Below are 13595 nucleotides of genomic sequence, written 5' to 3'. Positions count from 1 at the left end.
GGGTACGTGCACTCGGTCTACCGGGGTGACCGTTACCGCATGGTCTCCCGGCCCTCGCTCGATCCCGCCGCGGGAGCCGCCGCGCCGGGTTCCGGACCGGCTGCGCCGGCCGGGCGGGGCGCGCGGTACGTGGTTCGGTTTCGCTCCCGGCCGCCGGGCCGGATGGGGGGCGTGGGCCCCACAAGGACGCCATCGTCTCGGCGGTGTCTGGAGCGCTGCATCGACGCGCCCGTCGAAATACCGCTACAGCGAGCCGGGGCCGATCCCCGCGGTCGTAGCGATCCGGCTCGGACAGCCGACAGACCTGTCGGTACACGTCGCCTCCCGTGCCCGGCCGATGGCACGGCGAGCGAGCCGGCCGGTGGACGCCGGGCTGGGAGACTGGCCGCGTGAGCACAACCCGGAGCACGGCGGCTGGAAAAGCCCTCAAGGTGCTGTCGACCTTCGGTCGCGAGCGCCCGTCGCAAACACTGTCGGAGATCGCTCAGCGCACGGGCCTGGCCTTGAGTACCACGCACCGAGTGGTCACAGAACTGGCAGGGTGGGGAGCGCTTGAGCGCGGGGAGGACGGGGCGTGGCATATCGGGCTGCGGCTGTGGGAGATCGCCTCGGGGTGTCCCCGCACCCAGATCCTGCGCGATGTGGCTCTGCCGTTCATGCAGGATCTCTACGAGGCTACCCACGAGAACATTCAGCTCGCGGTGCGCGAGGGCACCGAGCTTGTCTTCGTCGAACGGATCGCCGGGCATCGATCTGTGGAGCTGGTGACGATGGTCGGGTCCCGGTTCCCCATCGGCTCCACCGGGATGGGCCGAGTGCTGCTGGCGTACGCACCCCGGGAGATCCAGAAGGCGGTCCTCGAATCGCCGCTGAGAGCGTGGACCCCGTACACCGTCACCGATCCGAAGACGCTGCGCGCGCAGTTGGGCCGTATTCGCCGCGAGCAGGTCTTCGTCAGTGACCGGCAGCTCTCGGAAAGCACGGTCGCGGTGGCCGCGCCTGTGCGGATCGGCCGTACCGGGCCTGTGAGCGCTGTTCTGGGGATCGTCATCGCGGCGCGCAGCGCGGGCCGTGCGCGCGGGCTGCGTGAGCCGCTCCTGAGGGCCGCTTACGAGGTCTCCGACGAGCTCGGCCGGCGTGCCCGTACGACTGTCTGATGTCTGAGCATGCTTCCGCCTGGCGGAAACGCTACTGACCGGTCGTGGTACCGGCTGCCAGCGTTCGGGGGGTTCGAGACGTTCTAGCCTGCGCGGGAGAAGCCATGGCCAACGCCACCATCTGCACCGTCACTTCGGTTCCTGTCGTTATCGTCGGTGCCGGTCCGGCCGGCCTGATGCTCGCGCACCTGCTCGGGCGCGCGGGGGTCGAGGCGATCGTGGTCGACACGCGCACCCGGCACGATATCGAGACCACGCAGCGGGCCGGCATCCTTGAGGCCGACGCAGCCCGGGACCTGATCGAGACCGGCGTGTCCGATCGGATCCTGCGCGACGGCCACGAGCACGAGGGCGTCGAGCTCCGATTCGGCGGTCGGCCGCACCGCATCCACTTCAAGGAGCTGGTGGGCGAGTCGGTGTGGCTCTATCCGCAGACCGACGTGTTCATCGACCTGGCCGACGCCCGGGACCGCGACGGCGGCACGGTGCACTTCGGCATCAAGGACACCGAGGTCCTGGACATCACGACCGGCAGGCCCCGGGTGCGCTACACCACGCCCGACGGGGCCCGCCACGAGATCCGGGCGCGGTACGTGGTCGGCGCGGACGGGTCGCGCAGCATGTGCCGCGACCTGGTGCCCGAGGACCGGCGGGTTCGCTACGGCAAGGAGTACCCCTTCGCCTGGTTCGGCATCCTGGCCGAGGCGCCGATGAGCGCACCCGAGCTGGTCTACGCCCAGTCGGAGCACGGGTTCGCGCTGATCAGCCAGCGCAGCGAGACCGTGCAGCGGATGTACTTCCAGTGCCACCCCGACGCGGTGGTCGAAGCCTGGCCGGACGACCGCATCTGGGAGACGCTCCAGGCCCGGGTGGCCGGCGAGGACGGCTTCCGGCTCAAGGAGGGGCCGGTGCTGGAGAAGACGGTGCTGCGGTTCCGTTCCTTCGTGCAGGAGCCGATGCGCTGGGGCTCGATGGCACTGGCGGGCGACGCCGCACACACCGTGCCGCCGACCGGTGCCCGCGGACTCAACCTCGCGCTGCACGACGTGAAGGTGCTCGCCGATGTCCTGCTGCGCGCACTCGGCAGCGAGGGCGAGCGCGCGTTGGACGACTATCAGCCGCGCGCCCTGCAGCGGATCTGGCGGGCACAGAACTTCTCCCACTGGATGACCCGACTGCTGCACACCGCGCCGGGCAGCACGCCGTTCGACCTGAAGCGCCGGCTCGGCGAGCTCGACAACGTGGTGTGCACGCGCGCCGGCCGGACCTACCTCGCCGAGCAGTACACCGGCTGGCCGACCGGCACCCTGGACTGACCGGACGACCACCGGGAGAGAACTCGCCGGGAGTCGGCCTCGTGGCCCACCACATCGGCCACTCGGGGTCCCGACCTGTGCGCGGATCCGCACCGACCGGTTCGGGATGGGCGCGATGCTGCCGCAGTCGCTGGGCGTCGACCTGCGACCTGTCTCCCGAACGGCGCCGTGCGGACGGGTATCCGGCGCGGTGACGATCAACACGCGGCGACCGTCACCGCCGTCCCGCCCGGCGGCGTCCTGGTCTGTTCCGGGCACGCCACCAGTCGCCGCTGCCTGTGGCAGTGGCTTCACCCGCGGGCCCACCCTGCGGTGTGTTCCGTCAACCGGCGCGTTCGGCGCGCACGGCGGGCTCGTTCCAACTTCATCGTTGTGATTGCCGCGTTCTGCACCTCGTCGCTGCTGAGCGCGCTTCTCTCGGGCGAAACCGGCGAGCGGGAACCGGTCGGCACGGGGCTGCCTGTGCCGCTCGGTCGCCTGGGCGTCCGGGCTGGTTGACGCCGCACGGGGTGATCCGTCCGGTCCGGGAGCCGTTCAGCGGAGTCGCCCGGAGGCCGCGCAACGGGCCTACCGGCCCCGGTCGCCCTCGGCGACCCGCAGCAGCAGGGTGTGCAGGGCTTCGCGGTCTTCGGGCTTCAGCGGGCCGAGCAGGTCGTCCGTGACGCGGCGGCTGGCCCTACCGGTGTCCTGCAGAGCCGCCCGGCCGCTCTCCGTCAGGACGATGACGCGCCTGCGACGGTCGCCAGGGGCCGGCCGGCGCTCGGCGAGGCCGAGCTCCTGCAGATCGTCCACGAGGCTCACGATGGCGCTCGGGTCGTAGCCCAGCTGGTCGCTGAGCTCACGCTGCACGGCGCCCTCCACGGTCGCCAGGTAGCGGAGCAGCGCGTAGTGCCGCAGCCGCAGCCCGAACTCCTCGAGGGCCGCGTTGAACATCCGGCGCGACCGGAGGCCCAGGCGGTAGAGCAGATAGCCCGTGTCCGCCTTCAGGGCGCCCATCCACGGCTCGTCCTGCTCTGTCTCAGCGATCTCATGCTCCCGGTCCAGAGCCCGTTCGAGGGCTTCAAGTGTGCCGTCCCAGGATGGACCATCTGAAAGGTCGACGCAATGATTGACGAAAACAATGATTGCACTTACCTTCGGTTTTCGGGTGGAGCCGGGTCGAGCAGTGGCTCCCCGGCCGCTCTGCCACCGACGTGATCCAGCAGTCGGAAGACATGAAGGGGATTTGCAGTGGTGTCGAACGTCTCCACCGATCTGACCGGCAAGGTCGCCGTCGTCACCGGCAGCGGCCGCGGTCTGGGCCTTGCCTACGCGGCGGCCCTGGCCAGGGCCGGCGCCTCCGTGGTCGTCAATGATGTGGACGAGGCCGTCGCCGAGCGCGCCGCCAAGTCGATTACCGAGGCCGGCGGGCAGGCCGTCGCCGAGACGGTCGCCGTGGGCACCGCCGAGGCGGCGGACCGGCTCGTCGCCCGGGCCGTGGACAGCTTCGGGCGCCTGGACGTGATGGTCACCAACGCCGGAATCCTGCGCGACCGGGTGCTGTGGAAGATGACCGACGACGACTTCGACGCGGTCATCGGCGTGCACCTCAAGGGCACCTTCACGTGCGCCCGCGCCGCCGCCACGTGGATGCGCGAGCAGGGTGAGGGCGGCAGTCTGGTACTGGTGGCCTCGCCCGCCGGACAGCGCGGCAACTTCGGGCAGACCAACTACGCGGCTGCCAAGGCCGGCATCGCGGCCATGGTGCGTACCTGGTCCATGGAGCTCGGGAGGTCGGGGATCACCGTGAACGCCATCGTGCCGGTCGCCGCCACGGCAATGACCGAGACCATCCCCGCCTTCGCCCCGTACGTCGAGGCGATGCGGCACGGTCGGGCGCTGCCGGACTTCCTGCGCAAGGGCGAGGGCTTCGGCACCGCGGAGGACTGCGCGGCCCTGATCCCCTTCCTCGCCTCCGAGGCTGCCCGCGATGTCACGGGCCAGTGCATCGGCATCGGCGGCGACAAGCTCGCGCTGTGGTCGCACCCGCAGGAGGTGTCGGTCGCGTACGCCGACGGTGGCTGGACGCCGGAGACCATCGCCGCGGCCTGGCACACCTCGGTGGGCAGTGAGCCGCAGAGCGTCGGCATCCCCGCGCCGAAGATCCCGGGGGTGTGAACCCATGGCCGGGATGAACGTGGACGACCTGGTCGCGATCGACGTCCACACCCACGCCGAGGTATCCGCCTCGGGGCAGGCCTCGCTCGCCGACGACCTGCACGACGCGTCCAGTGGCTATTTCAAGGTTGAGGGCAAGCGGAAGCCCACCTTGGGGGAGACGGCGGCCTACTTCCGTGAGCGGAACATGGCCGCTGTCGTCTTCACCGTGGACGCGGAACACTCCACCGGCACCCCGCCCGTCCCCAACGAGGAGGTCGCCGAGGCCGCCGCCGCCAACCCGGACGTGCTGATCCCCTTCGCCAGCATCGACCCGTTCCGCGGCCGGGCCGGGGTGAAGCAGGCCCGCCGCCTCGTCGACGAGTACGGGGTGAAGGGTTTCAAGTTCCACCCCAGCATCCAGGGCTTCTTCCCCGACGACCGCATCGCGTACCCGCTGTACGAGGTGATCCAGGAGACCGGCACCATCGCCCTGTTCCACACCGGCCAGACCGGCATCGGCGCGGGCGTTCCCGGGGGCGGCGGGATCCGGCTGAAGTACTCCAATCCGCTGCACGTCGACGACGTCGCCGCCGACTTCCCGCACATGAAGATCATCCTGGCGCACCCCTCCTTCCCCTGGCAGGACGAGGCGCTGGCCGTGGCCACGCACAAGCCCGGCGTCCACATCGACCTGTCGGGCTGGTCGCCCAAGTACTTCCCGCCGCAGCTGGTGAAGTACGCCAACAGCCTGCTTCAGGACAAGGTCCTCTTCGGCTCCGACTACCCCGTCATCACTCCCGACCGGTGGCTCGCGGACTTCGACAAGCTGCCCATCAAGGAGGAGGTGAAGCCGAAGATCCTCAAGGGGAACGCCGCTCGGCTGCTCGGCCTCACCCGGCCCGGCTCCTGAAGAAGGGACAACCGATGCGCAACGAGGGACTGGGGTCGTGGCCCGCCCGCCGAGCCTGCAAGACTCCGAACCGTACCGCCCTGATCCACCAGGGCACCGCGACCAGCTACGCCCGACTGCACGAGCGCACCACCCGGCTGGCCCACGCCCTGCGCGGGGCGGGCCTGCGCCGCGGCGACCGCATCGCCTATCTCGGCGCCAACCACCCCTCCTACCTCGAGACGTTCTTCGCCGCCGGGGTGCTCGGCGCGGTCTTCGTCCCGCTCAACACCCGGCTGGCCGGGCCGGAGATCGCCTACCAGCTCACGGACTCCGGGGCGAGGGCACTGGTCCACGCCCCCGCGTACGGCGAACTGGTGGATGAGCTGAGCGGCGGGATCGACGTGCGGACCCGCATCACCGTGGGCCCGGACTACGAGCAGCTGATCGCCGGCGCCCCCGCCGAGCCGATCGACGAGCAGGTCGCGCCGGGCGACCTCTGCACCATCATGTACACCTCCGGAACCACGGGCCGGCCCAAGGGCGCGATGCTCACCCACGGCAACCTCACGTGGAACGCCGTGAACGTGGTCACCGACCAGGATCTGACCGCCGACGAGGTCGCCCTGGTCTCCGCCCCGCTGTTCCACACCGCCGGGCTGAACATGCTGACCCTGCCGGTGCTGCTCAAGGGCGGCTGCTGCGTCCTGGTCGAGGCGTTCGACCCGGGCGGCACCATCGACCTGATCGAGGAGCACCGGGTCACCTGCATGTTCGGGGTGCCGACGATGCTCGACCAAGTGGCCAGGCATCCGCGCTGGGCGGAGGCCGATCTGTCCTCGCTTCGCATCCTCAGCTGCGGCGGCTCACCCGTGCCGGTCCCGCTCATCGCGGCGTACCAGGAGCGCGGGCTGACCTTCCTGCAGGGATACGGCATGACCGAGGCGTCCGGCGGGGTCCTCTTCCTGGATGCCGAGCACGCCGTCAGCAAGGCCGGATCGGCAGGCGTGCCGCACTTCTTCAGCGATGTCCGGGTGGTCCTTCCCGACCTCGGCCCGGCCGGAGTCGGACAGACCGGCGAGGTCCTGGTACGCGGCCCGCACGTGATGGCGGGCTACTGGGGGCTGCCGGAGGAGACGGCGGCCGCGTTCACCGAGGGCTGGTTCCGCACCGGGGACGCCGCCCGGGTCGACGAGGACGGGTATGTGACCATCGTCGACCGGCTCAAGGACATGATCATCTCGGGTGGGGAGAACATCTACCCGGCCGAGGTGGAAGAGGCCGTACTCGCCCACCCCGACGTCGTGGAGTGCGCGGTCATCGGCGTACCCCACGAGAAGTGGGGTGAGGTCGGCCGTGCGGTGGTCGTGCTTCGCGAGGGTGCCTCCCTCGATCCCGGCGAACTCCTGGCCGAACTGTCCGGGCGGCTGGCCAAGTACAAGATCCCCAAGTCCGTCGTGGTGGTGGACACCCTGCCCCGCACGGCCTCGGGCAAGCTCCGCAAGGCCCGCGTGCGGAGCCTCTACGGCAATTCCCGAATGACCGGATGAACATTGAACACGGGAGAGAAATCCATGGGCAGAACCGTCAACGGCCTTGACGAACTGAAGAAGCTGGCCGACACCGACCTGGGTGCCAGCGATTGGATCGACGTCACCCAGGAGCGGATCAACCGGTTCGCGGACGCCACGAACGACCACCAGTGGATCCACGTGGACGCCGAGAAGGCCAAGGAAGGGCCTTTCGGCACCCCCATAGCCCACGGCTATCTGACGCTGTCCCTCTTCATTCCGCTCTTCGAGGAACTGCTGGACGTGGAGGGCGTCACCACCAAGGTGAACTACGGGCTGAACAGGGTGCGGTTCCCCGCGCCGGTGCCCGTCGGCTCGCGCATCCGGCTGATAGCCAGGCTCGCCGCCGTCGAGGAGGTGCCCGGCGGAGCGCAGATGACGGTCGACGGCACGATCGAGATCGAGGGCGGCTCCAAGCCGGCCGCCGTCCTGCAGAGCGTGACGCGCTTCTACGCCTGAGGCGACACCGCCACCGGCCGGTCGACTGCCCACCGGCGCCCGCCGTTTCGGGTACGCGGGAGTGGCAGGGGCGCCGCCGTCACGAAGGGCGTCCTCCTGGGCGGAGGATCGACCGAGAGGCCCTCCGCCGCACTCGCGGCGGTGTTCACGACCGGCTCCGGCTGAGTCCGCTCAGGCCCGCCGCGTCGGGAACCCGCCCGGTGAGTCCCGTCCGGCCGGCGACTGCGGGAGTGATGACGGTGACCGACGCCGTAAGGCAGGTCCGCCGTCCGTCAGCCCGCCGTCTCGTCGGGCACGGTGTCGAGCATGCGGTTCGCCATCTCCCGGGCCGGGCCCGAGACCCTGTCGTGGACCTGCTGGAACACCTGCTGCGCGGGGCCGGCGGGCCAGTCCTCGGGCAGGTGCCGCACGGGTAGCCGCGGATCGGTCCTGGTGATTCCGAGCCACTGGGTCTCGAGCCGGAGCTGGAGCACGAGTGGGTCCTCGGGCTCGCCCGGGGAGTGCGGGCTCGCCAGGTGTGCCCATTCATCGTGGAAGGCCCGGTACCTGGCGGCCAGTTCCTCCAGGTTGTAGGCATCCTTGATCATTTCTTCGATGTTCATGCCGGGATCGGCCTGCGCGCGGAAGACCTTGATGTGCGCCTCCAGCCCCAGCCCCGTGACGATCCCGTGGACGTCCACCTGGCCGGGGGCGATCCACAGCCCGCTGAGCACCGGCCCGAAGCCTGCCCACGCCAGCCTCGACCGCAAGTCGTGGCGCTGGCGCTGCCAGGACTCGGGGAGTGAGAAGCCGAGGATGGTCCAGGTGCCGTCCCAGCTCTTGTTGACCGCTCCCGTCTTCCAGATTCGCTCCTTCCCGTTCTCGAGGATCTCCCGGGAGTGCGGGGTGAGGCCGAAGTACATCCGGCGGCCCTTCCTCTGGCGCCGGAGAAGCTGGCGGTTGGCCATGCGGGTGAGGGTCGAGCGGGTTGCCTGTTCGGACACGCCCTGGCGGGCGAAGACATCGATGATGCTGCCCGAGAAGACGCAGATGTCCCGCCCGAGGACGCAGCTCCCGAGGAAGCCGAACATCAACGACTGCGGGCGAAGGGGCGGGCCGTACCCAATACCGGGCGGCTGTGGCGTGTCGTTCAAGGTGATGCCTCCGAGTGGTTCCCGAGCCGGGGCACGTTCGGTGGAGCATGTCCGGCGAGAAGCAATGTTGCGCACATAGTTGACGGCGGTCAAACCTGCGCCTAAGTTCACCTCCACGGCGCTGAGAGCGTGCGCACAAAGCGCCCCATATGCGCATCGAACACCTCGTGATCAACTCCAGGAGATACCGTGCGTCCCCTCGTGCCCATCGCCACCCTGGTCCTGTCCGTGAGCCTGACCGCCACGGCCTGCGGATCCCCCTCCGCCTCCTCCGGGGACGGTCCGATCAAGCTCGGCCTCATCGCCTCCCTCACCGGCAACTACCAGCCGCTCGGCACCGACAACAAGAAGTCGGTCGAGCTGGCGGTCCAGCAGATCAACGCCGATGGCGGGGTCCTCGGCCGCAAGATCGAACTGCAGGTCAAGGACGACAAGAGCCAGCCCGACCAGTCGGTGCTCGCCTTCAACAACATGAAGGACGACGTGACCGCCGTCATCGGCTCGCCGTTCTCCAACTCCGCGCTCGCCACCATCCCGGTCGTGGACTGGGCGAAGGTCCCCTACCTGTCCCTGACGCCGGCGGACGAGCAGGTGGACCCGATCCACCCGTACGTCTTCCTGGCCCCGGCCACCTCCAACACCTACGCCGAGCGGCTGCTCCAGTACTACAAGGCCACGGGCGTCAAGAAGATCGCGGTCGCCTACGACACCAAGAGCTCCTACGCGGTCGCCGGCTACAGGGGAACGAAGGAACTCGCCGCCGAGCACGGCGTCAAGGTGGTGGCCACGGAGACGTTCCAGACCACCTCCACGGATTTCAACTCCATGTTCACGCACATCAAGCGCACGGACGCCCAAGCCCTGCTGGTCTGGGCCACCGGCGCCCCCGGCGTCATCATCACCAAGCAGTACGCGGCCTCCGGCCTCGACGTCCCGCTCGCCCTCACCGGCGCCCAGGCCAGCAAGCTGTGGGCCGGCCCCGCCGGCAAGGCGGCCGAGGGCGTCACCGTCGCCAGCTCGGTCGGCGTCGTCGCCGACCAGCTCCCCAAGAGCAAGCTGACCAAGACCGCCGTCGACTTCGCCCAGGCGTTCAACCAGGAGTACGGGGAGAACCCGCCGCAGTTCGCCCAGGACGGATACAGCGCGGTGCAGTTGCTGGTCGCCGCCATCGAGAAGGCCGGAAGCACCGACCACGAGAAGATCCGCGACGCACTCGAGGGGATGACCCTCACGACCCCCAACGGCACCTACCGCTACGGCGCGAAGGACCACTCCGGCCTCACCGCCGACTACATCTCCGTCAACACCTTCGAGGACGGGGCTTTCGTGCCGACCGAGTGGGCCAGGGCCGAACTCGCGAAGGGCGCCGAGAAGTGACCGAGCCCGGTCCCGGTCCGCTCCTCCACGCCACCGGACTCGCCCGTTCCTTCGGCGGGGTGTACGCCGTGCGCGATGTCGATCTCCGGGTCGCGCACGGCGAGGTCCGCGCAGTGATAGGCCCCAACGGCGCGGGGAAATCGACCCTGTTCAACCTGGTGAGCGGGCAACTCCCCGTCCAGCGCGGACAGATCACGCTTGGCGGGCGGCGCATCGACCAGCTCTCCCCGCACCGCCGCGCGCACCTCGGGGTGGCCATCGTCTTCCAGGGCGCCAGGGTGTTCCACGGGATGTCCGTCCTGGAGAACGTGATGGTGGGCGCCCACTCCACCGGCCGTGCCGGATTCCTCGCGGGATCGCTCCGGCTGCCACGCCACCGCGCCGAGGAGCGCGCCATCCGGGCACGTGCCGAGGAGGCGATCGAACGGGTCGGGCTCGAGGCGTGGGCCCACCGCCCTGCGCAGACACTCCCGCTGGGACAGCAGCGCGTCCTGCAGGTCGCCCGTGCCCTGTGCGGCGATCCACGGCTGCTGCTCCTGGACGAACCGGCGTCGGGGCTGCGCGCGGCGGAACGCGAGCGTCTCGCCGTGCTGGTCGAGCAACTGCGCGCCGAAGGGCTGACGATGATCCTCGTCGAGCACGACGTCGCCTTCGTCACCCGCCTCGCCGACCGGATCACCGTCCTCGACCTCGGCGAGGTGATCGCCGAGGGGACCACCGGCGAGATACGCACCGACCCGCGGGTGGTCGCCGCCTACCTCGGGAAGGAAGCCACATGACCAAGCAGATCGGGTCCGGTGCGGCCACTCGATCCGCACCGGCCGGAGACCGGCGGGACGACCACGACGTCATCGAGGTCAGCGACCTGGTCGTCCGGTACGGGGCCGCCACGGCGCTGGACAGGGTCAGCCTTCGGGTGGCCCCGGGCGAGGCCGTCGCACTGGTGGGGCCCAACGGCGCGGGAAAGTCGACCCTGGTCAACACCCTCACCGGCCTGCTCGACCCGGCAGCGGGAAGCGTCGCGGTACGCGCCCCGATCGCCCAGGTGCCCGAGGGCCGCCAGATGTTCGCCGACCTCAGTGTCGACGACAATCTCCGGCTCGGCGCGTGGCGGCTGCGCGACCGCCACAGGAGGGACACCTCGTGGGTGTACGAACTGCTGCCCGAACTGGTCCGGGTGCGCCGCCAGCGCGCCGGGAGCCTGTCCGGCGGTCAGCAGCAGATGGTCGCGGTCGGGCGGGCCCTCATGAGCCGTCCGCAGGTGCTCGTGGTCGACGAACTGTCGCTCGGCCTCGCCCCGCTGATCGTCGCCGGCCTCGCCGGCCATCTGACGAAGCTCAACCGGGAGCAGGGAATCGCCGTGCTGCTCATCGAGCAGAACGCCCGGCTCGCCCTCGACCTGTGCACGCGCGGCTACGTGATGGAGGCAGGACGCATCGCGCTGGAAGGGACCAGCGCCGAGCTGGCGGCAAACCCCGCGGTGGCCCAGGCATACCTGGGCGGTCACGCCGACACCCCCGACGCCACCGACCCCGGAGGCACGCCATGAACGACTTCCTCGTCTACCTCGTCACCGGCCTCGGTGCCGGATGCGGATTCGCGCTGGTCGGCAGCGGGATCGTCGTCATCCACCGGGTGACCCGGGTGGTGAACTTCGCGCAGGGCGCCTTCGCCGTCATCGCGGGACTCACCGTCTCCTCCCTGCTCGGCGCCGGACTGCCGCACATCGCAAGTGAGGCGCTGGCCGTCGTCGTCGCCGCGGTCGCGGGCCTGATCGTCGGACTCCTCGCCACCGGCCGCCGGGACACGAGCCCGCAGTCCGCGCTGATCGTCACGCTCGGCGCCGGCGTCCTCATGTACGCCGTTGAAATCATGATCTGGGGTGACCAGACCAGGTCCTCCGAGGGGGTGCCCGGTGCCGTGCACCTCTTCGGCGCCCGGATACAGAGCCACTACCTGCTGATCATCGGGGTCACCGCGGTCGTGTTCGCCGCGGTCGCCCTCTTCTTCAGCCGTACGGACCTGGGCAAGGCACTGACCGCCTGCTCCGCCAACCCGTACGCGGCACGCGTCGTCGGTATCGACACCCGGCGCATGGGCCTCGTGGCCTTCGCGTGCGGAGGAGCGCTCGGCGGTCTGGCCGGGGTGCTCATCACCCCGATGCAGTCGATCAGCTTCGACTCCGATGTCGTGCTCATAGTCAACGGGTTCGCGGCAGCCGTCCTCGGCGGCCTCGCCCGGATCGGGCTCAGCCTCGCCGGCGGCCTGCTCCTCGGCGTCGCCCAGGCACTGGTGGCCGGCTACGGCGATGCCGCCTACCAGCTGGAAGTCGCCCTCGTCCTGATGCTCGCGCTGATGATCGCGCAGGGCGCCCGTACCCGAAGCGTCGTACAGGAGACAGCGTGATACAGGATCGAATCAGAACCGGGACCGAGGAGTCCGTGAACTCCCGGGCAGCCGTCCGGAAGCCCCCGCTCGCACACATCACGACGGCGCTGCTGGCCGTGGTCTCCCTGGTGCTTCCGATGGTGCTCGACGGCAGCCAGCTGTCGGTATACGTCCTGCTCGGCCTCGCCGGCACGGTGGCCGTCGGACTGTCCCTTCTCATGGGGTACGCCGGGCAGGTCTCCCTCGGCCAGGCATCCTTCTACGCCGTGGGCGCCTACACCGCGGGTCTGCTGTCCGTCCACGGCGTGCCGCCGCTGCTCGCGCTGGCCGCGGCTCCGTGCGCGGCGGGCCTGTTCGCCGTGATCGTCGGTGTGCCCCTGCTCCGCCTGCGCGGCCACCACCTGGCGTTCGCCACGCTCGCCCTCCAGCTGATCACGGTGTCCCTGGTGGGCGAGGCGGAGTGGGCCGGCGGAGCCATCGGCCTGCAGGGCATCCCCGACATGTCGCTGTTCGGATTCACGCTGACCGAGGACATCCACTACGCCTACTTGGCGTGGGCGGTGCTCGCCGTGACCGTGGTGCTGGCCCGGAACATCGTCAACTCCCGCAGCGGGCGCGGCCTGCGCGCGCTGGCCACCAGCGAGACCGCGGCGAGCGCGAGCGGTGTCCCCGTCGGCCGGTACAAGCTGACCGTCTTCACCCAGGCCGCCGCCTTCGCCGGCCTGGCCGGAGGCGTCTACGCCTTCTACGTCGGCTATGTCGCCCCGGGCTCCTTCCCGGTGCTGCTCTCCATCACGTACGTGGTCATGGTGGTCGTCGGTGGGCTGGGCACCGTGTGGGGCGCCGTTGTCGGGGCCACGGCGATCACCCTCCTCGTCCAGCTTCTCAACGAGCTGGGCACCTGGCCGGGAATGCCCGATTTCGCACCCACGGTGCTGTCCTACGCGGTCTACGCGATCCTGCTGATCGCCGCCGTGCTGTTCGCCCCCCGCGGGCTGGTGCCCACTCTCCAGGATGCATGGCGGCGCAGGCGGCAGCCCTAGGGTCCGTCTTCAAAAGATCGTTCGATGGTGGATCATGTTTCCGTGATCCGTCGTCATGAACTGACCGATGCTGAGTGGGAGTTGCTGGCTCCGCTGATACCGAGTGCCAGTAGAGGCCGTCCT

At 70.0% G+C, this 13595-nt stretch carries 13 protein-coding genes; 11 read left to right on the top strand and 2 right to left on the bottom strand.

The genetic code is table 11. The annotated features are described in order from the left end of the window. Positions 1 to 389 precede the first annotated feature (389 nt). Positions 390 to 1157 carry an IclR family transcriptional regulator gene (locus GUY61_RS41615; protein WP_166632364.1) on the top strand — a complete coding sequence of 256 codons (768 nt, stop codon included), beginning with the start codon at positions 390 to 392 and terminating at the stop codon, positions 1155 to 1157. A 104-nt stretch (positions 1158 to 1261) separates the two neighbouring features. Further along, positions 1262 to 2473, top strand: a complete 1212-nt coding sequence (locus GUY61_RS24260) for a 4-hydroxybenzoate 3-monooxygenase (protein WP_166632363.1) — start codon at positions 1262 to 1264, stop codon at positions 2471 to 2473. A gap of 567 nt (positions 2474 to 3040) precedes the next feature. Here GUY61_RS24260 and GUY61_RS24255 read toward each other — a convergent pair. Next, entirely contained in the window at positions 3041 to 3469 is a 429-nt protein-coding gene (locus tag GUY61_RS24255) for a MarR family winged helix-turn-helix transcriptional regulator (RefSeq protein WP_166632362.1), read from the bottom strand. Between the two features lie 237 nt (positions 3470 to 3706). Here GUY61_RS24255 and GUY61_RS24250 point away from each other — a divergent pair, with 237 nt between their 5' ends. From GUY61_RS24250 to GUY61_RS24235, 4 genes are read left to right on the top strand one after another with little or no spacing between them, the layout of a single operon-like run. Beyond that, positions 3707 to 4630 (top strand): SDR family oxidoreductase, encoded by a 924-nt coding sequence (locus GUY61_RS24250; protein ID WP_166632368.1) that lies wholly within the window; start codon positions 3707 to 3709, stop codon positions 4628 to 4630. A gap of 13 nt (positions 4631 to 4643) precedes the next feature. Continuing rightward, positions 4644 to 5522 carry an amidohydrolase family protein gene (locus tag GUY61_RS24245; protein ID WP_166632367.1) on the top strand — a complete coding sequence of 293 codons (879 nt, stop codon included), beginning with the start codon at positions 4644 to 4646 and terminating at the stop codon, positions 5520 to 5522. Between the two features lie 14 nt (positions 5523 to 5536). Beyond that, positions 5537 to 7051: a long-chain fatty acid--CoA ligase gene (locus GUY61_RS24240; RefSeq protein ID WP_166632361.1), complete on the top strand. Its 1515-nt coding sequence runs from the start codon at positions 5537 to 5539 to the stop codon at positions 7049 to 7051. A 24-nt stretch (positions 7052 to 7075) separates the two neighbouring features. Further along, complete coding sequence (locus tag GUY61_RS24235; protein WP_166632360.1) at positions 7076 to 7531, top strand: MaoC family dehydratase; 456 nt, start codon at positions 7076 to 7078, stop codon at positions 7529 to 7531. A 272-nt stretch (positions 7532 to 7803) separates the two neighbouring features. Here GUY61_RS24235 and GUY61_RS24230 read toward each other — a convergent pair whose 3' ends face one another. Then, positions 7804 to 8664 carry a PaaX family transcriptional regulator C-terminal domain-containing protein gene (locus GUY61_RS24230; RefSeq protein ID WP_279576844.1) on the bottom strand — a complete coding sequence of 287 codons (861 nt, stop codon included), beginning with the start codon at positions 8662 to 8664 and terminating at the stop codon, positions 7804 to 7806. A 189-nt stretch (positions 8665 to 8853) separates the two neighbouring features. Between GUY61_RS24230 and GUY61_RS24225 the strand changes: the two genes are divergently transcribed. From GUY61_RS24225 to GUY61_RS24205, 5 genes are read left to right on the top strand one after another with little or no spacing between them, the layout of a single operon-like run. Next, a complete protein-coding gene (locus GUY61_RS24225; protein WP_166632359.1) occupies positions 8854 to 10041 on the top strand; it encodes an ABC transporter substrate-binding protein in 1188 nt (395 codons plus the stop codon). After that, entirely contained in the window at positions 10038 to 10820 is a 783-nt protein-coding gene (locus tag GUY61_RS24220; protein ID WP_166632358.1) for an ABC transporter ATP-binding protein, read from the top strand. Before GUY61_RS24225 ends, GUY61_RS24220 begins: the two co-directional genes overlap by 4 nt. After that, the gene (locus tag GUY61_RS24215) at positions 10817 to 11590 is read left to right on the top strand and encodes an ABC transporter ATP-binding protein (RefSeq protein ID WP_166632357.1); all 774 of its coding nucleotides are present in this window, start codon (positions 10817 to 10819) and stop codon (positions 11588 to 11590) included. The genes GUY61_RS24220 and GUY61_RS24215 overlap by 4 nt, the downstream gene beginning before the upstream one ends. After that, positions 11587 to 12447 carry a branched-chain amino acid ABC transporter permease gene (locus tag GUY61_RS24210; RefSeq protein WP_166632356.1) on the top strand — a complete coding sequence of 287 codons (861 nt, stop codon included), beginning with the start codon at positions 11587 to 11589 and terminating at the stop codon, positions 12445 to 12447. Before GUY61_RS24215 ends, GUY61_RS24210 begins: the two co-directional genes overlap by 4 nt. Beyond that, on the top strand, positions 12444 to 13472 hold the full coding sequence (locus GUY61_RS24205; protein ID WP_208106398.1) for a branched-chain amino acid ABC transporter permease: 1029 nt from the start codon (positions 12444 to 12446) through the stop codon (positions 13470 to 13472). Before GUY61_RS24210 ends, GUY61_RS24205 begins: the two co-directional genes overlap by 4 nt. Positions 13473 to 13595 lie beyond the last annotated feature (123 nt).

Source organism: Streptomyces sp. GC420, from assembly GCF_009916105.1.
Lineage (GTDB): Bacteria > Actinomycetota > Actinomycetes > Streptomycetales > Streptomycetaceae > Streptomyces.
The sequence above is the reverse complement of the archived record's forward strand: the minus strand, read 5'-3'. Positions and strand labels throughout refer to the sequence as shown.